Origin of the sequence: Qipengyuania sp. GPGPB31, assembly GCF_038396345.1 — a bacterium.
GTDB classification, from domain to species: Bacteria; Pseudomonadota; Alphaproteobacteria; order Sphingomonadales; family Sphingomonadaceae; genus Qipengyuania; species Qipengyuania citrea.
The window spans coordinates 2062110-2085304 of the sequence record NZ_CP149572.1 but is presented as its reverse complement, the minus strand read 5'-3'; the positions used below and the strand labels follow the sequence as shown (position 1 = coordinate 2085304).

Sequence of the window (23195 nt, the reverse complement as noted above, 5' to 3'; positions counted from 1 at the left end):
ACTGGTGCCGGCAGCTTCTTCCAAATAGCTAGGCTCTCAACCGGGGATTACGGCGACGGCATTGGCGCCATCGCCCTCGGGCGCAGCGACGATGTCGCGCGTCACGCTGCCCTTGGCGACGGTGGCGGTCGCCGGATCGCCGACGGCGCTGCGGATCCCGGGGTCTGCGGCTCCCGCGCGTTCGAGCACGCTGGTTTCGACACTGCTGCGCGCCTGCGGACCGCCGAACAGGGCTTCGAGCGTCTGCGCGGCGGCACTGCCTTCGGCCGGACGCGGAGCGCCAGGTTTGGGCGGGATCAGGTTGAAATCGGGCGGCACCACCAGCGGGGCCTGCCGCTGGACGGCGAATTCATCGGGCCGGTCGCGGTTGAGCAGGCCACTGCTGCCGCAGGCTGCGGTCATGGCGCCAAGCCCGGCGATCAGGGCGAAACGGGTGAATTGGTTCATCACTTGCTCTCCGCGGCGTCGGCCGCCTTGCTGTTCATGAGGTCGTCGACCTCTTGCTCGTCCTTGTCGCGCATGAAAAAGGCGCGTGCAAGGACGATGACCACGCCGATGGTGATAGCCGCATCGGCGACGTTGAAAATCAGGAACGGACGGAAATCGCCGAAATGCAGATCGGCGAAATCGACGACATAGCCCAGTTCGTAGCGGTCCTTGATGTTGCCCAGCGCCCCGCCGAGAATCAGCGACAGCGCGAGGATGTCGCCCAGCAGCTTTTCGCGCAGCATCCACACGGTCACCACCAGCGCGATGACGGCGGTCACCAGCACCAGGCCCCAGCGCATTTCCGGGCTGGTTGCTTCGAACATGCCCAGCGACACCCCGAAATTGCGCGTGAAACGCAGATCGAAGATCGGCAGCAGCTCCATCGCGTCACCCACCCGGTCGATGCCGAGCGTCTTGGTGACGTAGTTCTTGCTCCACTGGTCGGCCGCGAAAATCACCAGGGCGATCACGCAGCCGATCAGGCGATTGCGCAGGAGGGGGGTCATGCCGCACCGTCCAGCGTGGCGACCACGTCTTCGCAGCGATCGCACAGGTCGCCATCCTCGGCGACACTGGGCAGCAGGCGCCAGCAGCGCCCGCACTTGCTTTCGTCTGTCCGCGTAACCGTCACCGTGTCGCTATCGCCGCGCGCGACTGACGCGGTGATGAACAATTCGGCCAGGTCGGCGTCGCTGAAACCTTCGGGTACGGCGCTGGCGGGCACGACGACGTCGGCTTCGAGGCCCGAGCGGATCACCTTGTCGCGGCGCAGCGGCTCGATCGCTTCCATGACGTCCTCGCGCAATTCGCGCAGTTGCGCCCAGCGCGCGCCATCGGCGGTCACACCCGGCACCTGCGGCCATTCGAGCAGGTGGACGCTGCCGCCATCGGGATAGCGCGTCGACCACACTTCCTCTGCCGTGAACACCAGCACCGGCGCGGCATAGCGGACCAGCGCGTGAAACAGCAGGTCGAGCACAGTGCGGTAGGCATTGCGCTTCACGCTGCCCGGCCCGTCGCAATAGAGCACGTCCTTGCGGATATCGAAGTAGAAGGCCGACAAATCCTCGTTGCAGAAATCGACCAGCAGCCGCGTATAGGCGTTGAAGTCGTAATTCTCTGCCGCGTGGCGCAGCTTGCCATCGAGATCGGCCAGCAGCGCGAGGATATAGACCTCGAGTTCGGGCACCTCGCCGACATCGCCCATATCGCCGACGAAACCGTCGAGCGCGCCGAGCAGGTAGCGGAAGGTATTGCGCAGTTTGCGGTACTGGTCGCCCGCGCCCTTGAGGATTTCGTCGCCGATGCGGTGGTCCTCGGTCGAATCGACGCTGAGCGCCCACAGCCGGATGATGTCCGCGCCGTACTGCTCCATGACCTTGAGCGGGTCGATCGTGTTGCCGAGGCTCTTGGACATCTTGCGCCCGTCGCTGGCCATGGTGAAGCCGTGTGTCAGCACCTGGTCATAGGGCGCGCGGCCGCGCGTGGCGCAGCTTTCGAGCAGCGAGGACTGGAACCAGCCGCGGTGCTGGTCGCTGCCCTCGAGATAGAGGTCGGCGGGCCATTTCAGCGCCGGCCAGCGCCCGCTTTCGAGCGTGAAGGCATGCGTGCAGCCCGATCGAACCAGACATCGAGGATGTCGGCGACCATTTCGTAATCGTCGGGATTGTGCGCATCGCCGAGGAATTCGGCCTTGCGGCTCTCGTCCCAGGCATCGACGCCTTGCTCGCGTACTGCGGCGATGACGCGCGCGTTGACTTCGGGGTCCTGCAGATATTCGCCCGTGCCGTTCTTCACGAACAGCGTGATCGGCACGCCCCAGGCGCGCTGGCGCGACAGCACCCAGTCGGGGCGGCCTTCGACCATCGAGCCGATCCGGCGACGGCCCTTTTCAGGGATGAAGCGGACGCGCTCGATCTCGGACATGGCGCGGCTGCGCAGCGTGCCGCCGCCATCGAGCTCCTTGTCCATCGGCACGAACCACTGCGGCGTGCAGCGATAGATGACCTTGGCTTTCGAACGCCACGAATGCGGGTAGGAGTGCTGGTAATCGTCGCTCGCGGACAGCAGGGCGCCTACTTCGCGCAGGTCCGAACAGATCGGGCCTTCGGGCGAATTGAACGGCTTGTTGATTACGCTGCGGCGGCGTTCCTTGCCGTTCTCGTCCAGATCGCCCGCGCCGAGCCATTCCCAGTCATCGCGATAGCGCCCGTCGGCCATGACCGCGAAGATCGGCTCGAGTCCATTGGCGCGGCACAGCAGGAAGTCGTCCTCGCCATGGTCAGGCGACATGTGGACGAGACCGGTGCCGCTGTCGGTGGTGACGAAATCGCCCGGCAGGAAGGGGCGCGGCTTGGCGTAGAACCCACCGAGATGGTGCATCGGGTGGCGAGCCTTGGTCCCGGCGAGGTCGGAGCCCTTGTAAATCTTACCGGCTTTCTCGACCATTTTTTGCGGGCGGTCATCCTGAATGACGCCGCCATCCTTTTCAAAACCAGCACGAAGATAGAATTCTTGGTAAAGGGCCCTCGCTACAAGATAGCTTTGGCCTTCCATCGTAAATAGAAGGTACTCAATCTCCGGCCCATAGGCCAAAGCCTGGTTCACCGGGATCGTCCACGGCGTGGTCGTCCAGATCACCGCATGTGCGCCAACCAGTTCCTCGATTGGGCTTTCCGTGATCTCGAACGCCACGTCGATCTGGGTGGAGGTGATGTCCTCATATTCGACCTCGGCCTCGGCCAGCGCGGTTTCCTCGACCGGGCTCCACATCACCGGTTTCGAGCCGCGATAGAGATTGCCTGCCTCGGCGAATTTCATCAGTTCGGCGACGATCGTCGCCTCGCTGTCGAACTGCATTGTCAGGTACGGATTGTCCCAGTCGCCCATGATGCCGAGGCGCTTGAGCTGCTCGCGCTGCACATCGACCCATTTCTGGGCATAGGCGCGGCATTCGGCGCGGAATTCGGCTGGCGGGACCGCTTTCTTGTCGAGCTTCTTCTTGCGGTACTGTTCCTCGACCTTCCATTCGATCGGCAGGCCGTGGCAATCCCAGCCGGGCACGTAGGGCGCGTCCTTGCCCATCAGGTTCTGCGTTCGGCAGACCATGTCCTTGAGCGTGTGGTTAAGCGCGTGCCCGATGTGCATATCGCCATTGGCGTAGGGCGGGCCATCGTGCAGCACGAAGGTCTCGCGCCCGGCGCGCGCTTCGCGCAGCTGCTGGTACAGCCTCTCTTCCTCCCAGCGCGCGGCGATCTTCGGCTCCTTCGCAGGAAGGCCGGCCTTCATGGGGAAATCGGTCTTGGGCAGGAAGACCGTGTCTCTGTAATCGCGCTTTTCGGACATAGAGGCGAGCCGTTAGGCCAAACCCGCTCCGCAATAAAGACTTTCGTCGCCCCTGCGCAGGGGAGACGGGCTACACCAGCAGCCGCCGCGCCTCGTCGCAGTCCTTCTCCATCTGCGCGACCAGCGCATCGAGGCTGTCGAACTTGGCCTCGCCGCGCAGGAAATGGTGGAAGGCCACCTCGATCTCCTGCCCGTAGAGATCGCCGGAGAAATCGAAGAAATAGGGCTCGAGCAATTCCTTGGGCGGATCGAATTGCGGGCGCACGCCGATATTGGCCGCACCCTTCAACTCCTGCCCGGTGGCGAGCACGCGGCCGGTGACGGCATAGATACCGTATTTGGGGCGCAGATAGTGCTCAACGGGCAGATTTGCGGTGGGATAGCCGATCTCGCGCCCGCGTTTGTCGCCATGCTGGACCACGCCGCGGATCGCGAAGGGGCGCGTCAGCAACCGTGCGGCTTCCTGCGGGTCGCCATTGCGCAGGGCGTCGCGCACGCGGCTGGACGATACCGGTGCGCCTTGGTCCATCACCGGCGGCACAGCCCGCGCGGCCATGCCGATATCCTTGCCCAGGCTGACGAGTTTGGCGAAATTGCCGCCCCGCGCCTTTCCGAAGGTGAAGTCCTCGCCGGTGACCACTCCGGCAGCGCTCAAATGGTCGCCGAGCAGCTGCTGCACGAAATCTTCCGCCGTGGTGCCCGCCAACGCGCCATCGAAATGGAACACCAGCATCGCGGTGGCCCCCGCGGCCAAGTAGAGTTCCTGCCGCTGTTCGAGCGTGGTCAGGCGGAAAGGCGCGGCATCGGGCTTGAAGTGACGCACCGGATGCGGATCGAACGTCGCAATGATCGACGGCCGGCCTTCTGCGCGCGCCCAGCGAATCGCCTCGCCCGCCACCGCCTGGTGGCCCAGGTGGAAGCCATCGAAATTGCCCAGCGCGATGATCGCGCCGCGCAGGCTTTCGGGCAGCGTCTCGCGGTGGTCGAGAAACCTCATGCCGCGCGCTCCAGGGTCACGAAGCTGTAGGCCGGGGTGTCCCCATCGGCGGCGAAATCCTCCCGCCCGCATATGGTCCATTCGGGACCCGGCGGCTTCATGAAGGTATCGCCGTCGAACTCGGCATGGATTTCGGTCAGCTCGATCCGGTCGGCATGCGCCATGAACACGTCGTAGATCGCGGCGCCGCCGATTACGGCCACGTCGCCTTCACCGGCGAGCGCGAGCGCTTCCTCGACCGAGCGGGCAATCTCGGCACCGCTCGTATCCCAACGTTCGCGCCGGGTCAGCACGATATGGCGGCGGCCGGGCAACAAGCCGGGCAGGCTTTCGAATGTCTTGCGGCCCATGATCATCGGCTTGCCCATCGTCAGCGCCTTGAACCGCTTCAAGTCCGCAGGCAGGTGCCAGGGCAGGGCGCCATCCTTGCCGATGCACCCATTGGCGGCGCGCGCATAGATCAGGAACAGGCTCATCGCACGAGACGGGTGACGTGACCCATCTTGCGTCCTGCTCGAACCTCGGCCTTGCCATAGTCGTGCAGATGGGTGTCGGCCGTGTCGAGCTGCGCGTATGCGTCCCGAATGTCGGCGCCGATGATATTGGTCATGGTAACGCTTTTCGCGACCGTGTCCGTGTCGCCGAGAGGCAGGCCGACGACCGCGCGGATGTGGTTTTCGAACTGGCTCGTGGCCGCGCCCTCGATGCTCCAGTGCCCCGAATTGTGCACGCGCGGCGCCATTTCGTTGAACACCGGGCCCGCAGCAGTGGCAAAGAATTCGAGTGTGAGGACGCCAACGTAATCGAGCGCGTCGGCAACCTGCCGCGCCAGATCCCGCGCCGGTGCGACCTGATCCGCGATCGGCTGTCCGGCGGGCAGCGCGGAAGTCGCCAGAATGCCGTCGTCATGCGTGTTGCGGGTCGAATCCCAGAACCGGATCGCCCCGTCCTGGCCGCGCACGAGGATGACCGAGAACTCGGCCTCGAATTCGACGAACGCTTCGTAGATCAATGGCAGGTCGGGCAGGTTCAGACCCTCGATATTGCGCGCCGAAGTGATCCGCCACTGACCCTTGCCGTCGTAACCATCACGGCGGGTCTTGAGAATGCCGGGCACGCCCAGTCGCTCCACCGCCCGGTCGAGATCTGCGCGCCCGTCGACGCAGGCATGGGCAGCAGCCGTACCGCCAAGTCCCTCGACGAAGCGTTTCTCGCTCAGCCGGTCCTGCGCGGTTTCCAGCGCACGCGGATGGGGGAAGATGCGGCCCTCGGGCATGGCCTGCGCGGTGGCTACGGGGACGTTCTCGAATTCCCACGTCACCACATCGCATTGTGCGGCGAAGGCGGCGAGCGCCGCCGTATCGTCCCATTTGTTGGCGAAGACATCGCCGCATACCTGTTCTGCCACGGTGTCGCCCTCGGGTGCATAGGCGATGCAGCGATAGCCGAGCTGTGCAGCGCTCATGGCCATCATCCGGCCTAGCTGGCCGCCGCCAAGAATGCCGATCGTGCCGCCGCGCTTCAGCATCAGTCGACGGGGCGCGCGGTCACCGCCGCGCTGCGCGCTGCGCGCCAGTCCTGCAGCCGCTGCGACAGGTTGGGGTCGTGGTTGGCGAGGATCGCCGCAGCAAGCAGGCCTGCATTGGTGGCCCCGGCCTTGCCGATAGCCAGCGTTCCCACGGGGACCCCGGCCGGCATCTGCACGATCGAGAGCAGGCTGTCCTCGCCCGACAGCGCCCGCGATTGGACCGGTACACCGAGCACGGGGACATGCGTCAGCGCGGCGATCATGCCGGGCAGATGCGCCGCCCCGCCGGCGCCGGCGATGATGACTTCGAAACCGTCTGCTGCCGCACGCTTGGCGAATTCATACATCCGGTCGGGCGTGCGATGCGCGGAGACGATGCGGACATCGGTGGCGACGCCAAGTTCGCCGAGCACTTCGTCGGCGCAGGTCATGGTTTCCCAATCGGACTGGCTGCCCATGACGATCGCAACCTTGGCGTTCCCCGGGGCAGTCATCTCAGCTGTCCTTCAGGTAATAGCGTTCGCCGGTCACCTGCGTGCCGTCGAATTCATAGATGATCGGCTGGCCGGTGGGTATCTCGAGCCCGGTGATCTCGTCATCCGAAATGTTCGACAGGTGCTTGACCAGCGCGCGCAGCGAATTGCCATGTGCGGAAATGATCACCGTCTCGCCCTGGCCCAGCCGGGGCAGGATCGCTTCTTCCCAATAGGGCAGCACGCGTTCGATCGTGAGCTTGAGGCTTTCGGTACGCGGCACGTCGATCCCGGCGTATCGCGGATCGTCGGACAGGTCGAACTCGCTGCCTTGTTCGAGCTCGGGCGGCGGAATGTCGAAACTGCGGCGCCAGATATGCACCTGTTCGTCGCCGTGCTTGTCGCGGGTCTCCTGCTTGTTGAGCCCGGTCAGCCCGCCATAGTGGCGTTCGTTGAGATGCCAGTCGCGCGTTACCGGGATCCACAGCCGGTCGCATGCTTCCAGCGCAAGGTTGAGCGTCTTGATCGCGCGTTTCTGAACGCTGGTGAAGGCAAGCGTCGGCAAAACGCCCTTCGCCAGCATCAATTCGCCCGCTTCGCGCGCTTCGGTCTCGCCCTTTTCGGTCAGGTCGACATCCCACCAGCCGGTAAAGCGGTTGGCGAGGTTCCACTCGCTTTGCCCGTGACGGACGAGGATCAGCTTGGACACTGGGAGCTCCCGTAATTCCCCTAGGAGCAAGGCGCGTTAGCTGCCCGCATCGCCCTTGGAAAGGGGGTGGTCGTCCGATTCGCGGATTTCGCGCGCCTGGCCCTTGCGGCGGCGCAGGTTCTCGCGAAGTTTCGCGGCGAGGCGCTCTTCGCGGCTCAACTTGTCGTCTGGGCTGTCCATGACGCAAGCTTTCGCCAATTTTGCCGCTCCGCTCAAGCGAAGGTTGACTTATGCTGCGCGTCTGCCATTAGCGCGCGCCTCCACCCCGACGGCATTTCCGGGGCGAGATGTGCTGCTGTAGCTCAGTGGTAGAGCGCACCCTTGGTAAGGGTGAGGCCGGGAGTTCAATCCTCCCCAGCAGCACCATTTCCCATATCTTCGTCCCCGGTCCCGGGGGCCGCCCCCGCGTCAGGAGGCCGTTTGCGCGTCATGCCGTGCGTTCGGCCTTGTCCGCGGCATTCGTCCCCTTGATCATGCTGCGCATCGCCTCCCACTGCTCGTCGCCCATGTCCTTGAGCGCGCCGTAGAAGGTTCCGCCGGTCGCCTGGTACCCGGCGCCGTCGATGACGATGGTCTGACCGTTGAGCCATTCGGCACCCGGTCCCATCAGGAACACCGCCAGATTGGCCAGTTCGTGCATTTCGCCGTGGCGGCCCATCGGATTGGTGTCTTCATGCGCATTGCCACCGCGACCGCCGGGTGACAGCCGCGCGCTCATCCCGTCGGTGGGAAACAGCCCCGGGGCGATCGCGTTGAAGCGCAATCCGTGGCGTCCCCATTCGACCGCCAGGCTCTGGGTCATCGCGTTGAGACCGGCCTTGCTCATCGCGCTGGGCACCACGAAGGGTCCGCCGTTCCAAATCCAGGTGGTGAGGATCGACAGGAAGCTTGCACGCCGTCCTTCGGCGATCAGCCGTTTGCCGATGTCGAGCGTGACATAGAAACTGCCCCGAAAGACGATATCGCTGATGGCGTTGAAACCGCCGACCGACAGGTCCTCGGTGCGGCTGATGAAGTTGCCCGCCGCATTGTTGACCACGCCGGTCAGGGGACCGTGGCTCCAGATCGTATCGACCATGGAATGGATCGCGCCCGGGTCGCGGATGTCACAGGCATGGCCGTGAACCGTTCCGCCGTGCCGCTGCATGAGTTCACTCGCCGTGTCGTCGAGCTTGCCCTGTCGCCGTCCGCAAATATGCACCGCGGCGCCGAGCTTGAGGAAGGCTTCGGCCATTTCGCGGCCCAGCCCGGTGCCACCCCCGGTTATCAGGATGCGCTCGCCTTCCATAAGGTCGTCGCGGAACATCAGTTTGGAAATATCCATGCCTCTCCCTTTCCCTTTTGTACGGCATAGCGCACCCGGACCGCGAAACCAGATTGAATAGCCCCACTGTATTGCCTAACTAGAACGCCATGGATGCCGCCGACGACCTCACCCCGCTCGACCCCGCCTACAAGACGCTGCTGCGCGTTCAGTTGGCGATCGCCGCGCTGGTCTTGCTGGCGGCAGCCACGATCGCGGAAGTGGCCATCCCGGGATGGACCGGGGTGGTCTGGCTCCCCGCTCTGGCGGTGGCGGCCTATGCGCTGATCCGCGTACCGCTGCGGCGCTATCATGCGCGCGGCTATTCTCTCGCCGGAGAACGGTTGCGCGTGGTCCGCGGCGTGATCTTCCGCTCCGATACCGTGGTGCCCTTCGGCCGCGTCCAGCATATCGATGTCGGCCAGGGACCGCTGGAGCGCGTCTTCCATCTCGCCACGCTCACGGTGCACACGGCGGGCACGCACAACGCTTCGGTTGCGCTGCCCGGGCTCAGCCATGGCGACGCGGTGGCCATGCGCGAGGAAATCCGCGCTGCGATCAGGCGCGACACGCGGTGAACGAAGAGGCCGGGAACGACGCGCTCAGAACCGATCCCCGCACCTTCGCGGTGCGCGCGATCGCGATGCTTGGTCAGCTGGTCCTGCCGATAATCGTCGGCGCTTTCGCCATCCTCGATAAAGGCGATCTGGGCGACTTGCTGCTGTATTTCGTGCCGCTGGTGCTGGTGGCGGGCGGAGGCAACCTCCTGTTCGCCTATCTGCGCTGGACCCGGCTGACCTATACTGTCGGGAACACCGATATCCGGGTGGAAAGCGGCGTTCTGTCGCGCGCGGCACGGTCCGTTCCTTACGAACGGATCCAGGACGTCAGCCTCGAGCAGAAACCGCTGCCCCGGCTGTTCGAACTGGTCGAGGTGCGTTTCGAAACCGGCGCGGGCGGTGGTGACGACCTGTCGCTCGCCTATCTGCGCGAAAGCGAGGGCGAACGCCTGCGCGAACTGGTGCGTTCGCGCCGCGAAGGGCCGGCCGCTTTTGCTGCGCCCATCGGCGAGGAAGAACTTGCCGAGGCCAACACTGCGCATCTGCTGTACGCCATGTCGCCCAGGCGGGTCGTCACTTTCGGTCTGTTCGAATTCTCGCTGGTGGTCGTCGCGGTCGCGGCAGGCGTGGCGCAGCAGTTCGATTTCCTGCTTCCCTTCGAAATCTGGGATTGGCGCGGCTGGCGCGACATTTCGGATTGGCGGGCCTGGGGCGACCAGCTTTCCGGCCCTGGCGCATGGCTCGCGGGTTTGGGGATCCACGCACAGGTCTTGGGCGCCCTGATCGCGGCCCTGGCGTTGCTTCTGATCGGCGTGGCGAGCGGAGTGGTGCGGACGGTCTTGCGCGAATGGGGGTTCCGGCTGGAACGAACCGACAAGGGTCTGCGGCGGCGGCGCGGGCTGTTGACGCGAACCGATCTGGTCATGCCGACCCACCGGATCCAGGCGCTGCGGGTGCGGACCGGAATGGTGCGGCGCCTGTTCGGCTTCCATGCGCTCAAGGCTGTCAGCCTTGCGAGCGATAGTGGATCCGCGAATCACGACGCCGTCCCCTTCGGACGGATGGATGAAATTGCGCGCGTCGTAAGCGAAACGGGGTTCGCGCTGCCTGACGAAAGCTCCGACTGGCATCGCGGGGCACCGGCCCACCGAATCGATGCCTTCCTGTTGGGGCTGGCGGCGATGCTTGTCCTGTCCGGGATAGCCCTAGCCTTGGGGCACTGGAAGCTGGCGATCGTGCCAACCATTCTCGGTGGCGGCGCGATTGCGTTCGACCAGTTCCTTACCTGGCACTGGACTCGCCATGCGCTCGATCGTGATCGGCTCTATACCCGGCGCGGATGGCTGGCGCCCGGCATGACCATCGCCGCGCGGCATAAACTGCAATCGGTCGAGCTGGTGCAGCATCCGCTGGCCCGGCTACGCGGTTATGCCGACGTCCGCTTTGGGCTGGCCGGCGGGAATTTGCGCCTGCGCGGGCTGTCGGTGGCCGAAGCCGAGCGGGTGCGTGCGGCAGTGCTCGACAGCATGGCTGCGAACGACTTTTCACAGATCGGTGAGGCGACGCCGACCGGCTGCTAGGCGCGCAGCGGCTCCCATTCGGGATGCTGATCGAATTGCGCGGCGACGTAAGAGCAGCTGGGAATGATCTTGAAGCCTTCGCGCCGGGCATCGCGCACCAGCGCATCCACCAGCCGCCCGGCGATACCCTGTCCGCGAAGTTCCGGCGGTACGATCGTATGCTGGGCATCGCGGGCATCGCCGCGCTGCGTCCAGGTGAGCTTCCCGGCCGCATCGCCCGAGCCGATGCTTACCAGATATTCGCCATGAGTGGTGTGATCGTGGCGTTCGATTACAATTTCGTCGTTGTCCATGTCCGAAAGTTTCCCTTCTGGGCAAGCAACGTTCCCCTGTCTAAGGGGTTCCGATGCTGTTTCTCTCCGACAATGCAGCCGCAGTGCACCCTGCGGTCTGGGACGCGCTCAAGGCCGCCGACGAGCCCGATTCGCCCTATGACGGCGATAGGTTGAGCGCGGCGCTGGACGACCGGTTTTCGCAGCTGTTCGGCCGCCCATGCACGGTACTCTGGGCAGGCACCGGGACCGCAGCGAACTGCCTCGCGCTCGCCACCATGGTCCCGCCCCACGGAGCGGTGGTCTGCCATGAAGAAGCGCATATCGAAATGGATGAAGGTGGTGCGCCGGGTTTTTTCCTCCACGGGGCCAAGCTGATTCTGGCAGAAGGCACTGGCGCCAAACTGTCGCCGGAGGCCATTCGCGCAGCGGTCAATCCGATCCGCGACGATGTCCACCAGGTTCAGCCGCATGCGATCTCGATCACGCAGCCGAGCGAATATGGCTGCGTTTACCGCCCGAATGAAATCGCCGCGATCGCCGAACTTGCGCGCGAACGCGGGCTTGGCCTGCACATGGACGGCGCACGGTTCAGCAATGCGGTCGCGTTCCTCGATTGCGCGCCCGGGGACGCGGTCGGAGCGGCCGACGCGCTCAGTTTCGGTTTTATCAAGAACGGCGGGATGAGCGCCGAGGCGATCGTATTCTTCGATCAGGAGCTCGCCGATGTCGCGCGCTATCGCCGCAAGCGGGCAGGGCACCTCCAGTCGAAGGGACGCTTTCTCGCCGCGCAACTCCACGCCATGCTCGAGCGGGACGTCTGGCTGGACAATGCCCGGCACGCCAATGCCGCCGCGCAGGAGATCGCACGCGCGTGCGAAACGCGGCTGATGCATCCGGTCGAAGCCAATGAAGTGTTCGTTCGCTGTACAGCTGACGAGCGTGATGTGCTTCGTGCACAAGGCTTCGGCTTTTACGACTGGGGTGCAGATGCGGCGCGCTTCGTCACGGCCTGGAACACGCGCGACGCCGACGCCGCCGCGCTCGCTCGGGCCATCGCCAGCCTATGAGCGAGCTTGCCGAGGCCGAGAGCCTGTTTACCCCGCGCAATTTCATCGCCTTCGTGATTGTCAGCCTGATCTGGGGCGGCACCTGGCTGGTCATTCGAGACCAGATCGCCAGCGTTCCGGCGAGCTGGTCGATCTCATACCGCTTCGTAATCGCCGCGCTGGGCATGTTCGCACTTGCCGCCCTGCGCCGCGAACCGCTGCTGCTGGTCGCGGGGGGCTGCGCTGGGCGGCCTTGCTCGGCCTCTTCCAGTTCACGCTCAACTTCGCGTTCGTCTACAATGCCGAAGCCTATATCACCTCGGGCCTGGTCGCAGTGATGTTCGCCTTGCTGGTGGTGCCCAATGCCGTCCTGGGCCGGATCTTCCTGCACCAACCCATCACCGGTGCATTCGTGCTCGGGTCGCTGATTGCGGCGATCGGTGTCGCGCTGCTGTTCGCGCATGAATGGCGTTCTTCGCCGGCAACACTGCAACAGGTGCTGCTCGGGGCTGGCCTGACGGTTGGCGGTATCCTTTCGGCCAGCGCAGCCAATATCACGCAGGCAATGGAGGGCGCGAAAAAGCAGCCTTTCCTTGCGCTCCTTGCATGGGCGATGACGATCGGCGTGCTTATCAACACCGTCTTTGCGCTGGCGACGGCAGGCCCGCCCCAATTCGATCCCCGACCATCCTACACGATGGGTATCCTGTTTCTCGGCCTCGCCGGATCGGTCGTCACCTTCCCGCTTTATTACGGCCTCGTCCGCAAGGTCGGGGCGGGGAAGGCGGCTTACAGCTCGGTGATTGTCCCGGTTGTGGCCATGATCCTCTCGACGCTGTTCGAAGGGTTCGTCTGGGGACCGCTGCCGGCTGCCGGGGCAGTCGTCACGCTGGTCGGTATGGTCGTGGCCATGCGAGGCCGGGCAACCGCACCACCGCGGCGGGCTACGCCCGAGCCATGATCGTCGCGAGCCCTTCGCGATAGGTCGGGAAGGCGGGTTCCCAGCCAAGCACGCGTTTCGCCTTGCCATTGGCGACGCGTCGGTTCTCGGCGTAGAAACCGCGCGCCATCGGCGACAGCCCTGCATCCTCGATGCTTTGCAGTGGCGGCGGCGCCTGGCCCAGCAGACGACAGGCTTCTTCAATTACGGTGTTCTGGCTCGTGGGCAGATCGTCCGCCAGATTATAGGCGCCCGCTGGTGCATCGCGGCCAACCGCAGTGATCACGCCCGCCACGATATCCGCCACGTGAACGCGGCTGAAAACCTGCCCCGGAAGATCTATGCGGTGCGCCTTGCCCTGTTCGATCCGGTCGAATGCGCTACGACCCGGGCCGTAGATGCCGGGAAGACGGAACACACGCGCGCCGGCATCCAGCCAGCGCGAATCGCATTCCGCCCGTGTGCTGCGCCGTCCGCCGCCGGTGGGGGAAGCCTCGTCGACCCAGGCCCCCTGCGCATCACCATAGACCCCCGTCGACGACAGATAGCCCAGCCACCGGTCGCCGATCAGGTCGCCATAGCGGTCGAGCACCGGATCGCTTCCTTCGCTGGGCGGAACGCTGCTCAGGACATGGGTGGCAGCATCCACAGCCTGCGCGACGGCGGTGCGGTCGTCGAACGCCAGATTGCCCGCGCTGCCGGTAGCATCGACATGCCAGCCCCTGCCGCGCAGCGCATCGGCGATCCGTGTCGCTGTATAGCCGAGGCCGAAGATCAGCAGGCGAGTCATGCCACGCCGTAACCAAACGCTTGCCTGGTGGACCGCGTGCAAAAGGCACTCGGAGCAGCACGGAGCGGGGCGGAAATGTCGCCGCTGATATTGGCCGCAGAAAAGAGGTCGAACGCGAGGGTCATGCGAGGTCGCTGGCTGGGGCAGGCCAGCGGCACTGTCAATCGCTGCAATCGGCGCAGCGCCTTGTGAACGCAATGTCTCGACGGACGTTGCAAGGAGTGACAGACCAAGAAGCTACGCATTCGACAGGAATTCCATGGATATCGCGCGCACTCCCGCAACCCCCGACGGCAATCCCGAAATGGCCGACGCCGCCATCCAGCCAAAGGCCCCACCCGAAATCCGCCGCGAGGATTACAAGCCCTTTCCCTGGCTGGTTCCGACCATCCGCCTGACGTTCGATCTCGCATTGGATAAAACGCGAGTTACCGCAAGACTGGAGATCGAACGCAATCCGGCGGCTGAAGCGGAGCGGACCATCCGCCTGAACGGCGACGGGCTCCAGCTCGAGTCCCTATCGTGCGACGGCAACGAAAGTACCGATTACCGGATGGATGGCGATGATCTGCTGGTGACGCTTCCGGGCGAACGCCATTCGCTCGAGATCGTCACCGTCATCGATCCGTCGGCCAATTCGCAACTGATGGGGCTGTACGCTTCGGGCGGAATGCTGTGCACGCAATGCGAAGCGGAGGGGTTCCGACGGATCACCTTCTTCCCCGACCGGCCCGATGTGCTGAGCACCTATACCGTCCGGATGAGCGGGCCCAAGGCCCTGTTTCCTGTCCTGCTCTGCAACGGCAATCGGACGGATCAGGGCGAGGAAGGCGATACGCACTGGGCCAAATGGCACGATCCGTGGCCCAAGCCGTCCTATCTCTTCGCACTCGTCGCTGGCGATCTTGTCGCCCGCAGCGACAGCTTCACGACCATAAACGGCCGCAAGGTGGAGCTCAACGTCTATGTCCGCGACGGCGATCTCGGCCGGACCGAGCACGCGATGGAAAGCCTCAAGCGCTCGATGCGCTGGGATGAGGAAGTCTTCGGGCGCGAATACGATCTCGACCTGTTCAACATCGTCGCCGTATCCGATTTCAACATGGGGGCGATGGAGAACAAGGGCCTCAACATCTTCAACACCAAATACGTCCTTGCCGACCCCGAGACCGCCACCGATGGCGATTACGACGGGATCGAAGGCGTAATCGGCCACGAGTATTTCCACAACTGGTCGGGCAATAGGGTAACCTGCCGCGACTGGTTCCAGCTGAGCCTGAAGGAAGGCTTCACGGTACTGCGCGACCAGCTGTTCAGCGCGCAAATGGGCAGCGCGCCGGTCAAGCGGATCGAGGATGTGCGCGTGTTGCGCGGTGTGCAGTTTCCCGAGGATTCGGGGCCGCTGGCACATCCGATCCGTCCGGATTCGTATCGCGAAATCAGCAATTTCTACACTGCCACTGTTTATAACAAGGGCGCCGAGGTCATTCGCATGATGCGGACGATGGCAGGCGAGGAAGCCTTCCGCCGCGGCACCGATCTCTACTTCGAGCGCCACGATGGCGAAGCGGCGACCTGCGAGGACTTCGTTCGCGCGATGGAGGACGGCGCCGATCTGGATCTTGCGCAGTTCCGGCTATGGTACTCGCAGGCTGGGACCCCCAAGGTTGCCGCGCGGCTGACACATGAAGGCCAGACCGCCACGCTCACGCTGACGCAAACCGTACCTGCGACGCCAGGCCAGCCCGACAAGCAGCCGATGCCTATCCCGCTCAGCCTGGCGTTGTTCGACCGTGAGAGCGGCAATCACGCGGGTGATGAACTGGTAGTGCTCGATAGCGAGACCGCACAATTTTCCTTCGACGGCTTTGCGACCAGACCCGTGCTCTCGATCAATCGCGGCTTTTCGGCGCCGGTCTCCATCGACCGTGATGTTCCGCGCGACGAACTCGTCTTCCTCGCCGCGCGCGACGACGATCCCTTCGCGCGGTACGAAGCGATGCAGGAACTGATGACAGGCTATCTTGTCGGCAGCGTCTCGGGCGAGCTCGACGATGCCGAGCGCGACGCTGCGCGCGGCGATATCGCGCAGGCGATGCGCGCAGTGATCGAGGATAGCGCGCTCGACGATCTAATGCGCGGCGAACTGATGGTCATGCCGAGCCAGGCGTACATAGCGGAACAGATGCTGATCGCCGATCCGGGCAGTATCCATGCCGCTCGCGAAGCGCTCAAGGCGGACGTAGCCACACGGCTCGCCGATCCTCTCCATGCGCTTTACGAAAGAGCCGTCCAAGTGCCCTTTGCGCTCGATGCCGAGGCGAAGGGCGCGCGCAAGGTCAAGACGCTGGCGCTATCCTATGCCGCTGCCGGCGATCCGGCCACCGCATCCGGTCTTGCGGCGCAGCAATACGACCGCGCGGACAATATGACCGATCGGCAGGGCGCGCTGATGGTGCTGGCCGGGCTCGACAGTGCGGAACGCACCGGCCGGCTGCTCGACTTCTACAATCGATACCAGGGCAACGCTCTGGTGATCGACAAGTGGTTCGCGCTACAGGCCAGTTCGCTTCATCCCCACGCGATCGAGCATGTGAAGTCCTTGCGCGAACATGAGGATTTCGCGCTGCGCAATCCGAATCGCGTGCGGTCGCTCTACATGGCCTTCGCCAGCAACCCCGGCGCGTTCCATTCTGCCGATGGCGAGGGCTATCGCATGCTCGCCGATCTGATCCTCGAACTCGATCCGATCAATGCGCAAACCGCTGCCCGGTTCGTTCCCGCACTGGGGCGCTGGCGCCGGATCGAGGAAGGCCGCGCGGAGTTGATGCGCGAAGCGCTCCAGCGGATTGCCGAAGCGCCGAAGTTGTCGCGCGATACATATGAACAGGTTACCCGTTCGCTGGGCTAGTACGATGAGCGATTATCTTACGGCTTCCTCGCAGGGCGATATCCCTCATGGGTTCTCCAGCTCCGCGGGCCTTGGCGCGGACCAGGTTCTTCCCGGCGCCGCGCTTGTCCGCGTCAGGCAGGTCCATTCCGCGACGGTCGTGACCGCTTGCGATGCCTGGGAAGAGCCTCCCGAAGCCGATGCAATCGTCACGAACCGGCCTGCCCTTGCGCTGGGTATCGTTACCGCGGACTGCGCGCCGGTGCTGCTCGCCGATCCGGAGGCGCGCGTCATCGGCGCGGCGCATGCCGGGTGGCGGGGTGCGTTGGCTGGCGTGCTTGGCAACACGGTAGCTGCGATGGAGACCCTCGGCGCAAGCCGCGGGGCTATCTGGGCGGCCATCGGGCCGACAATTGCGCAGGCCAGCTACGAGGTCGACGCCGCGTTTCGGGACCATTTCACGCACGCCGATGCCCGCTTCTTCACGCCCGGCCGCGCTGGACATTGGCAGTTCGACCTGCCGGCCTATGCGGCCCAGCGCTTGCGCGAGGCAGGCGTCACCCGGATCGCCGACGTGCGACAGGATACCTACACGCAGCCAGAGCGGTTTCATTCCTATCGCCGCGCAGGGCACCGGGGCGAGGAAACGGCCGGCCGCCAGCTCAGCATCATCGCGCTTGGCCGATAGAGCCAATCGCCGGTGCCGGGCCGGAACGGGCCTCGGTTGCACGCGACTGCATAAAGCTTGCCAAAATGGCGGTTGGCAACCCGCCGCAGAGCGGCTAGAGGCGCGTCCAAACCGGGCACATATGGGGCTTTTGCGGACGCGTTATCTATGTCGTGTGCGCCGGCTTTCTACCTCACCCGGTCGATAAATTCGCACAGCGCGTCTCCGGGTCCAGGCCCGGGGCGCAGGTACAAGGCAGGCAAGGCAAAGCGCTGATGGCAGACACGGCTGCAACCGCAACTCCCGAAACGGCAGGCGACACCGCCGATGGCATTCGCCGCCGCGATTTCCTCGACATCGCTGCGGTAAGCGCGGCAGGTATCGGCGGCCTCGCGGTCGTCTATCCGCTGGTTACTCAGATGGCGCCGTCGAAGGACGTGCTCGCCGCCAGCTCGACCGAGGTCGACGTTTCGGCGATCGAGCCGGGGCAGGCGATCAAGGCCGTCTTCCGCAAGCAGCCGCTGTTCATCCGCCGGCTTACCCCGGCTGAAGTCGCCGCCGCCAATGCGACGCCGGCAGGCTCGCTTCGCGATCCGGCATCGCTCGCCGATCGGACGAAGGAAGGGCATGAGGACATGCTCGTCACCATGGGTGTATGCACCCACCTCGGCTGTGTCCCGCTCGGGGCGGCCGAAGGCGAAGTGAAGGGCGAATTCGGCGGGTATTTCTGCCCCTGCCACGGTTCGCACTACGACACCGCGGGCCGTATCCGTAAGGGTCCGGCACCGACCAACCTCGAAGTGCCGGAGTACGAGTTCACCTCGGACACCGTCATCCAGGTCGGCTGAGCTTAGAGAGAAGAGACGATACGATGAGCTTTCCCTGGGCCAAGGAATACGCCCCCACCAATGGGGTCACCAAATTCCTCGACGAGAAGTTGCCGCTGCCGCGCCTCGTTTATAACGCTGTCGGCGCAGGTTATCCGGTGCCGCGCAACCTGAGCTATTTCTGGAATTTCGGCGTCCTCGCCGGCTTCTTCCTGGTGGTGCAGATCGTCACCGGTGTGGTTCTGGCGATGCATTATGCCGCCAATGCGCAGGTCGCCTTCGCGACGACCGAGCATATCATGCGTGACGTCAACTGGGGCTGGATGATGCGCTATGCGCACGCCAATGGCGCCAGCTTCTTCTTCATCGTGATCTACCTCCACATCTTCCGCGGCCTGTTCTACAGCTCGTACAAGGCCCCGCGGGAAATGATCTGGCTGCTCGGTGTGGTCATCTTCCTGCTCATGATGGCGACCGCGTTCATGGGTTACGTCCTGCCCTGGGGCCAGATGAGCTTCTGGGGTGCCAAGGTGATTACCGGCCTGTTCGGCGCGATCCCGCTGGTCGGCGAGCCGATCCAGATCTGGCTGCTTGGCGGGTTCGCGCCCGACAATGCCGCGCTCAACCGCTTCTTCTCGCTGCACTTCCTGCTGCCCTTCGTGATTGCGGGTGTCGTCATCCTGCACATCTGGGCGCTGCATATCCCGGGTTCGTCCAACCCGACCGGGGTCGAAGTGAAGAGCGAAAGCGATACGCTGCCGTTCCACCCGTACTACACCGCGAAGGACGGCTTCGGCCTCGGCATTGCGCTGCTGCTGTTCTTCACCATGGTGTTCTTCCTGCCCAATGCGCTGGGCCACCCGGACAATTACATCGAAGCCAACCCGCTTTCGACGCCGGCGCACATCGTGCCCGAATGGTACTTCTGGCCGTTCTACGCGATCCTGCGGGCCTTCACCGTCGACTTCCTGTTCTTCCCCGCGAAGCTGCTCGGCGTGATTGCAATGTTCGGCTCGATCCTGGTGTGGTTCATCCTGCCCTGGCTCGACAAGTCGCCCGTGCGCAGCGGCCACTACCGCCCACTGTTCCGCAAGTTCTTCTGGTTTGGCCTGATCCCCGCGATGGTCGTGCTGTTCATCTGCGGCGGTGCCCCGGCGGAAGAGCCCTATGTGATGCTCAGCCAGATCGCGACGGCGTATTACTTCCTGCACTTCCTCGTGATCCTGCCGATCGTCGGCCAGATCGAGAAGTCCGAACCGCTGCCCTATTCGATCACCGAAGCCGTCCTCGGCTCGGACAAGAAGGCGGTGCTCGGCGAAAACACCACGCCGGCCGTCTAAGCGAGTTACGAGACCAGACATGACCAAGCTTCTCAGCATCCGCCTCGTCGCCATTCTCGTCGGCCTCGGCTTCGCACTGATTGCGCTCTATTCCTTCGTCTTGGGTGCCTATGCCTGGGTGACCGAAGAGCCTGCCGGGCACCTTCCCTACGAGGAACCGCGTGATATCGCCTTCTCGTTCGACGGGCCGTTCGGCAAGTGGGACATCCAGCAGCTGCAGCGCGGCTTCAAGGTTTACGACGAGGTTTGTGCGGCATGCCACAGCCTCAAGTTCGTCGCCTTCCGCGACCTCGAACAGCTTGGCTATGACGAGGGCCAGGTAAAGGCGTTCGCCGCTTCGAAACAGGTGCCGGGTATCGATCCGAACACTGGCGAAGCGACCACGCGCCCCGGCCTTCCGACCGATTATTTCCCCGATCCCTATCCCAACAATGTTGCGGCTGCGGCGGCGAACAACAACGCCATTCCGCCCGACCTATCGCTGATGACCAAGGCGCGCGGCGACGGCGTGAACTACGTGGCTTCGCTGCTTTCGGGCTATTCCGAGCCGACGGCGGAACTGCTCGCGGAGCATCCCGAAGCCGCTCCGGGACCGGGTCTCTATCACAACCCCTATTTCCCGAACCTCAACCTCGCGATGGCTCCGCCGCTGACCACCACGGGCCAGGTCACCTATGACGACGGGACCGAGGCGACGGTGGAACAGATGTCGTCCGATGTCGCGGCCTTCCTCGCCTGGACCGCAGAACCGACCATGGTCCAGCGCAAGCAGACCGGCTGGCCGGTGTTGATCTTCCTGCTCTTCGCTACGGTTCTGGCCTATTTGTCGAAACAGCAGATCTGGGCAGCGGCAAAGCCCAAGAAAGACTGAACCCATTCGGTCTGACGATTTTCGCGCCCCTTGCATCCTGGTGATGCGAGGGGCGTTTCGATTCCGGGGAGGTAGGCCATGACGCCTGACGAAATCAAAGCACTTGTCCGCACGATTCCGGACTTCCCCAAGACGGGTATCCAGTTTCGCGACATCACCACGCTTCTCGGTCATGGCCGCGGTTTTGCTGCAACGGTCGAGTGGCTGACGCAGGCGGTTGCGGGCGCTGAAGCGATTGCAGGCATGGAAGCGCGCGGCTTTATCTTCGGTGCAGCGGTGGCTGCCCGGCTCGAGTTGCCCTTCCTGCCGATCCGCAAGCCGGGTAAATTGCCCTGCGAAGTGATCGGCGTCGAATACGAACTGGAATACGGGCTCGACCGCTTGGAAATGGATCCCGCCGCGGTCGGCGCAGGCCAGCATGTGGCGATCGTCGACGACCTGCTCGCGACCGGGGGCACCGCGGTCGCCGCTACCGAACTGCTCCGCAAGGCCGGTGCGCGTGTCGATCGCGCTGCATTCGTGATCGACCTGCCCGATCTGGGTGGCAATGCGCGCTTGGCCAGCCAGTCGCTTGATGTCCGCGCCTTGATGGCCTTCGATGGCGACTAAGCGTTTCGCGCAGGACTGGATATATTCTGTCCATCGGGCATTAAGGGTACTCGCGCGTTGCGGCGCACCGGTCGGCGGACAGCCGCGCAGCCAGAGAGACCCATGGAACAATCACTAGTCATCGCGATGGTCGGCATGCTGGGCATAGGTGCCCAATGGCTAGCCTGGCGGACGGGTTGGCCAGCCATCGTCCTGATGCTTGCGGCGGGCTTCCTGGCGGGTCCGGTGCTCGGTTTGTTCGATCCCGAACATGCATTCGGCGACCTGCTCGATCCGATGATCGCTATCGGGGTCGCGCTCATCCTGTTCGAAGGCGGGCTCAGCCTCGATTTTCGTGAGTTGCGCCATGCAGGCGAAGGGGTCTGGCGGCTGGTCTTGCTGGGTGGGCCGATCGCCTGGGTGCTCGGTGCATTCGCTGCGCACTCAATCGGCGGTCTCGAATGGCCGGTGGCGATCCTCTTCGCCGGCATCCTGGTAGTCACCGGGCCGACGGTGGTGATGCCGCTGCTGCGCCAATCGTCGGTCAAGGCACGGCCCGCAGCGATCCTCAAATGGGAAGCCATCGTCAACGACCCCATCGGCGCGCTCTTCGCAGTGGTGTCCTACGAATATTTTCGCGCGGTTACCGAATCGCCTGGTGCCAGCCTGTTCGAAGTCGTTCCGCCGCTGATCATCGCCGCCATCATCGCAGGTCTGATCGGGTATGTTGCGGCCGCGGCGATCGCTTGGGCGTTTCCGCGCGGGGCCATTCCCGAATATCTCAAGGTGCCCGTGCTGCTTACCTCGGTCATCGTGGTGTTTGTGCTGTCCAACCAGATCGAGCACGAAGCCGGGCTGGTCGCGGTGACCGTGATGGGCATCGCGCTGGCGAACATGAACGTTTCGTCCCTGCGCAGCATTCATCCGTTCAAGCAGAACATCGCGGTAATCCTTATCGCCGGCATATTCGTCCTGCTTTCGGCCAGCCTCGAATTCGAGGAACTGGCTTATCTCAACTGGAACTTCGGCCTGTTCCTGCTGGCCTTGCTGTTCCTTGTTCGACCCGCAACCATCCTGCTGAGCCTGCTCGGCAGTTCGGTCCCGTGGAACGAACGGCTGTTCCTTTCCTGGATCGCACCGCGCGGTATCGTGCTGGTGGCCATCTCCGGCCTGTTCGCGCTCCGGCTCGAGGATATCGGCTATGACGGTACGGCACTGATTGGGCTCAGCTTCGCGGTGGTGGTCGCCACCATCGTGGCGCACGGTTTCACGATCGATCTCGTCGCGCGCCTGCTCAATCTCAAGGGCAGCAACCGCCCGGGCGTGCTCATCGTCGGGAGCACGCCGTGGACGATCTCGCTTGCGCTTATGATGCAGGAACTCAAGGCGCCCGTGATGGTCGTCGATTCGAGCTGGCAGCGGCTCGCGCTCGCCCGCCAGAAGGGGCTGCCTTTCTACCATGGGGAAATCCTTAATGAGGCGACCGAGCACAATCTCGACCTGACCCCCTATTCAGTGCTGGTGGCGGCAACCGAAAACGAGGCGTACAACGCGCTCGTCTGCAATGAATTCGCCTATGAGATCGGACGCGATACGGTTTTCCAGCTCGGTGATGCGATCGACGACGAGGACCGCCACGCGCTGCCGAGCGGCATCCGCGGCCGCGCCTTGTTCGAGAGCGGCTTCGGCGTCGAAGACGTAAACGAACGGCTGGCGCGGGGCTGGGTGTTCCGCAAGACCAAGCTCTCGGAAGAATTCACCTTTGCCGCGGCGCAGGATCGCTTGCCCGATGCCGCCGCCATGCTGCTGCTGGTGCGCGACAACGGCACGCTGCGCTTCTTCACGCATGCCGCGCGACCCGAGCCGCGGGCAGGCGACGTGATCGTCAGTTTCGCGCCGCCGCAGGAACGCAGCGCTCAGGATGCGGCTGCCAAACGCGATCGCAAACGCAACAAGACCGCCGAACAGGGGGCATGA

Annotated in this window: 23 protein-coding genes, 1 tRNA gene and 1 pseudogene; 13 read left to right on the top strand and 12 right to left on the bottom strand. The window is 64.2% G+C overall.

What is annotated here, in order from left to right:
* Positions 1–36: 36 nt before the first annotated feature.
* The 9 genes and pseudogenes from WKH79_RS10480 to WKH79_RS10440 form a co-directional block, all read right to left on the bottom strand.
* Complete coding sequence (locus tag WKH79_RS10480) at positions 37–447, bottom strand: DUF3035 domain-containing protein (RefSeq protein WP_341858823.1); 411 nt, start codon at positions 445–447, stop codon at positions 37–39.
* Positions 447–995: a signal peptidase II gene (lspA, locus tag WKH79_RS10475; protein WP_197458148.1), complete on the bottom strand. Its 549-nt coding sequence runs from the start codon at positions 993–995 to the stop codon at positions 447–449. The genes WKH79_RS10480 and lspA overlap by 1 nt, the downstream gene beginning before the upstream one ends.
* Positions 992–3834, bottom strand: a pseudogene (ileS, locus tag WKH79_RS10470) (isoleucine--tRNA ligase). Before ileS ends, lspA begins: the two are co-directional and overlap by 4 nt.
* Before the next feature lie 70 nt (positions 3835–3904).
* The gene (locus tag WKH79_RS10465; RefSeq protein WP_341858822.1) at positions 3905–4831 is read right to left on the bottom strand and encodes a bifunctional riboflavin kinase/FAD synthetase; all 927 of its coding nucleotides are present in this window, start codon (positions 4829–4831) and stop codon (positions 3905–3907) included.
* The gene (locus WKH79_RS10460; protein WP_230832272.1) at positions 4828–5307 is read right to left on the bottom strand and encodes a dihydrofolate reductase; all 480 of its coding nucleotides are present in this window, start codon (positions 5305–5307) and stop codon (positions 4828–4830) included. The genes WKH79_RS10465 and WKH79_RS10460 overlap by 4 nt, the downstream gene beginning before the upstream one ends.
* Positions 5304–6359: a 5-(carboxyamino)imidazole ribonucleotide synthase gene (locus tag WKH79_RS10455; protein ID WP_341858821.1), complete on the bottom strand. Its 1056-nt coding sequence runs from the start codon at positions 6357–6359 to the stop codon at positions 5304–5306. The genes WKH79_RS10460 and WKH79_RS10455 overlap by 4 nt, the downstream gene beginning before the upstream one ends.
* Positions 6359–6853: a 5-(carboxyamino)imidazole ribonucleotide mutase gene (gene purE, locus WKH79_RS10450; RefSeq protein ID WP_341858820.1), complete on the bottom strand. Its 495-nt coding sequence runs from the start codon at positions 6851–6853 to the stop codon at positions 6359–6361. The genes WKH79_RS10455 and purE overlap by 1 nt, the downstream gene beginning before the upstream one ends.
* A 1-nt stretch (position 6854) precedes the next feature.
* A complete protein-coding gene (gpmA, locus tag WKH79_RS10445; RefSeq protein ID WP_063505692.1) occupies positions 6855–7541 on the bottom strand; it encodes a 2,3-diphosphoglycerate-dependent phosphoglycerate mutase in 687 nt (228 codons plus the stop codon).
* Positions 7542–7577: 36 nt separating this feature from the next.
* Positions 7578–7721, bottom strand: coding sequence for a hypothetical protein (locus WKH79_RS10440; RefSeq protein WP_197458147.1), 144 nt, complete (start codon positions 7719–7721; stop codon positions 7578–7580).
* A gap of 111 nt (positions 7722–7832) precedes the next feature.
* Between WKH79_RS10440 and WKH79_RS10435 the strand changes: the two genes are divergently transcribed.
* Positions 7833–7907 (top strand) — tRNA-Thr (locus WKH79_RS10435).
* 61 nt (positions 7908–7968) lie between these two features.
* Here WKH79_RS10435 and WKH79_RS10430 read toward each other — a convergent pair.
* Positions 7969–8865, bottom strand: a complete 897-nt coding sequence (locus WKH79_RS10430) for an SDR family oxidoreductase (RefSeq protein ID WP_341858819.1) — start codon at positions 8863–8865, stop codon at positions 7969–7971.
* Positions 8866–8954: 89 nt separating this feature from the next.
* On the opposite strand from WKH79_RS10430, the gene WKH79_RS10425 reads away from it, so the two are divergent.
* The gene (locus WKH79_RS10425; RefSeq protein WP_050601412.1) at positions 8955–9422 is read left to right on the top strand and encodes a PH domain-containing protein; all 468 of its coding nucleotides are present in this window, start codon (positions 8955–8957) and stop codon (positions 9420–9422) included.
* Positions 9419–10984 (top strand): PH domain-containing protein, encoded by a 1566-nt coding sequence (locus tag WKH79_RS10420; protein ID WP_341858818.1) that lies wholly within the window; start codon positions 9419–9421, stop codon positions 10982–10984. Before WKH79_RS10425 ends, WKH79_RS10420 begins: the two co-directional genes overlap by 4 nt.
* Here WKH79_RS10420 and WKH79_RS10415 read toward each other — a convergent pair.
* Positions 10981–11277, bottom strand: a complete 297-nt coding sequence (locus tag WKH79_RS10415; RefSeq protein WP_341858817.1) for a GNAT family N-acetyltransferase — start codon at positions 11275–11277, stop codon at positions 10981–10983. The genes WKH79_RS10420 and WKH79_RS10415 overlap by 4 nt on opposite strands.
* 53 nt (positions 11278–11330) lie before the next feature.
* Between WKH79_RS10415 and WKH79_RS10410 the strand changes: the two genes are divergently transcribed.
* Genes WKH79_RS10410 through WKH79_RS10400 form a run of 3 tightly spaced genes read left to right on the top strand, consistent with a single transcriptional unit; the run spans position 11331 to position 13266 of the window.
* Positions 11331–12326, top strand: a complete 996-nt coding sequence (locus WKH79_RS10410; RefSeq protein WP_341858816.1) for a beta-eliminating lyase-related protein — start codon at positions 11331–11333, stop codon at positions 12324–12326.
* Positions 12323–12643, top strand: coding sequence for a hypothetical protein (locus WKH79_RS10405; RefSeq protein ID WP_341858815.1), 321 nt, complete (start codon positions 12323–12325; stop codon positions 12641–12643). Before WKH79_RS10410 ends, WKH79_RS10405 begins: the two co-directional genes overlap by 4 nt.
* The gene (locus WKH79_RS10400; RefSeq protein ID WP_341858814.1) at positions 12559–13266 is read left to right on the top strand and encodes a DMT family transporter; all 708 of its coding nucleotides are present in this window, start codon (positions 12559–12561) and stop codon (positions 13264–13266) included. Before WKH79_RS10405 ends, WKH79_RS10400 begins: the two co-directional genes overlap by 85 nt.
* On the opposite strand, the gene WKH79_RS10395 is transcribed toward WKH79_RS10400, so the two are convergent.
* Positions 13250–14035, bottom strand: coding sequence for an SDR family NAD(P)-dependent oxidoreductase (locus WKH79_RS10395; protein WP_341858813.1), 786 nt, complete (start codon positions 14033–14035; stop codon positions 13250–13252). The genes WKH79_RS10400 and WKH79_RS10395 overlap by 17 nt on opposite strands.
* 259 nt (positions 14036–14294) lie before the next feature.
* Between WKH79_RS10395 and pepN the strand changes: the two genes are divergently transcribed.
* The 7 genes from pepN to WKH79_RS10360 all read left to right on the top strand — a co-directional run bounded on the left by pepN (position 14295) and on the right by WKH79_RS10360 (position 23195).
* Positions 14295–16946, top strand: a complete 2652-nt coding sequence (pepN, locus tag WKH79_RS10390) for an aminopeptidase N (RefSeq protein WP_341858812.1) — start codon at positions 14295–14297, stop codon at positions 16944–16946.
* 4 nt (positions 16947–16950) lie between these two features.
* Entirely contained in the window at positions 16951–17613 is a 663-nt protein-coding gene (gene pgeF / locus WKH79_RS10385; protein ID WP_341858811.1) for a peptidoglycan editing factor PgeF, read from the top strand.
* A gap of 254 nt (positions 17614–17867) precedes the next feature.
* The gene (petA, locus tag WKH79_RS10380) at positions 17868–18440 is read left to right on the top strand and encodes a ubiquinol-cytochrome c reductase iron-sulfur subunit (protein WP_050601404.1); all 573 of its coding nucleotides are present in this window, start codon (positions 17868–17870) and stop codon (positions 18438–18440) included.
* Between the two features lie 23 nt (positions 18441–18463).
* The gene (locus WKH79_RS10375; protein ID WP_341858810.1) at positions 18464–19759 is read left to right on the top strand and encodes a cytochrome b/b6; all 1296 of its coding nucleotides are present in this window, start codon (positions 18464–18466) and stop codon (positions 19757–19759) included.
* 19 nt (positions 19760–19778) lie between these two features.
* Positions 19779–20630, top strand: a complete 852-nt coding sequence (locus tag WKH79_RS10370; RefSeq protein WP_341858809.1) for a cytochrome c1 — start codon at positions 19779–19781, stop codon at positions 20628–20630.
* Positions 20631–20708: 78 nt separating this feature from the next.
* Positions 20709–21239 (top strand): adenine phosphoribosyltransferase, encoded by a 531-nt coding sequence (locus WKH79_RS10365; protein WP_063505356.1) that lies wholly within the window; start codon positions 20709–20711, stop codon positions 21237–21239.
* Between the two features lie 102 nt (positions 21240–21341).
* Positions 21342–23195: a sodium:proton antiporter gene (locus tag WKH79_RS10360; protein ID WP_063505357.1), complete on the top strand. Its 1854-nt coding sequence runs from the start codon at positions 21342–21344 to the stop codon at positions 23193–23195.

Coding starts and splice junctions, on each gene's coding strand:
- petA (WP_050601404.1), top strand. CDS start 17,868: ATGGCAGACACGGCTGCAACCGCAACTCCCGAAACGGCAGGCGACACC.
- pepN (WP_341858812.1), top strand. CDS start 14,295: ATGGATATCGCGCGCACTCCCGCAACCCCCGACGGCAATCCCGAAATG.
- WKH79_RS10405 (WP_341858815.1), top strand. CDS start 12,323: ATGAGCGAGCTTGCCGAGGCCGAGAGCCTGTTTACCCCGCGCAATTTC.
- lspA (WP_197458148.1), bottom strand. CDS start 995: ATGACCCCCCTCCTGCGCAATCGCCTGATCGGCTGCGTGATCGCCCTG.
- WKH79_RS10360 (WP_063505357.1), top strand. CDS start 21,342: ATGGAACAATCACTAGTCATCGCGATGGTCGGCATGCTGGGCATAGGT.
- pgeF (WP_341858811.1), top strand. CDS start 16,951: ATGAGCGATTATCTTACGGCTTCCTCGCAGGGCGATATCCCTCATGGG.
- WKH79_RS10460 (WP_230832272.1), bottom strand. CDS start 5,307: ATGAGCCTGTTCCTGATCTATGCGCGCGCCGCCAATGGGTGCATCGGC.
- WKH79_RS10480 (WP_341858823.1), bottom strand. CDS start 447: ATGAACCAATTCACCCGTTTCGCCCTGATCGCCGGGCTTGGCGCCATG.
- WKH79_RS10425 (WP_050601412.1), top strand. CDS start 8,955: ATGGATGCCGCCGACGACCTCACCCCGCTCGACCCCGCCTACAAGACG.
- WKH79_RS10415 (WP_341858817.1), bottom strand. CDS start 11,277: ATGGACAACGACGAAATTGTAATCGAACGCCACGATCACACCACTCAT.
- WKH79_RS10440 (WP_197458147.1), bottom strand. CDS start 7,721: ATGGACAGCCCAGACGACAAGTTGAGCCGCGAAGAGCGCCTCGCCGCG.
- WKH79_RS10455 (WP_341858821.1), bottom strand. CDS start 6,359: ATGCTGAAGCGCGGCGGCACGATCGGCATTCTTGGCGGCGGCCAGCTA.
- WKH79_RS10375 (WP_341858810.1), top strand. CDS start 18,464: ATGAGCTTTCCCTGGGCCAAGGAATACGCCCCCACCAATGGGGTCACC.
- WKH79_RS10465 (WP_341858822.1), bottom strand. CDS start 4,831: ATGAGGTTTCTCGACCACCGCGAGACGCTGCCCGAAAGCCTGCGCGGC.
- WKH79_RS10430 (WP_341858819.1), bottom strand. CDS start 8,865: ATGGATATTTCCAAACTGATGTTCCGCGACGACCTTATGGAAGGCGAG.
- WKH79_RS10365 (WP_063505356.1), top strand. CDS start 20,709: ATGACGCCTGACGAAATCAAAGCACTTGTCCGCACGATTCCGGACTTC.
- WKH79_RS10395 (WP_341858813.1), bottom strand. CDS start 14,035: ATGACTCGCCTGCTGATCTTCGGCCTCGGCTATACAGCGACACGGATC.
- WKH79_RS10410 (WP_341858816.1), top strand. CDS start 11,331: ATGCTGTTTCTCTCCGACAATGCAGCCGCAGTGCACCCTGCGGTCTGG.
- WKH79_RS10370 (WP_341858809.1), top strand. CDS start 19,779: ATGACCAAGCTTCTCAGCATCCGCCTCGTCGCCATTCTCGTCGGCCTC.
- purE (WP_341858820.1), bottom strand. CDS start 6,853: ATGACTGCCCCGGGGAACGCCAAGGTTGCGATCGTCATGGGCAGCCAG.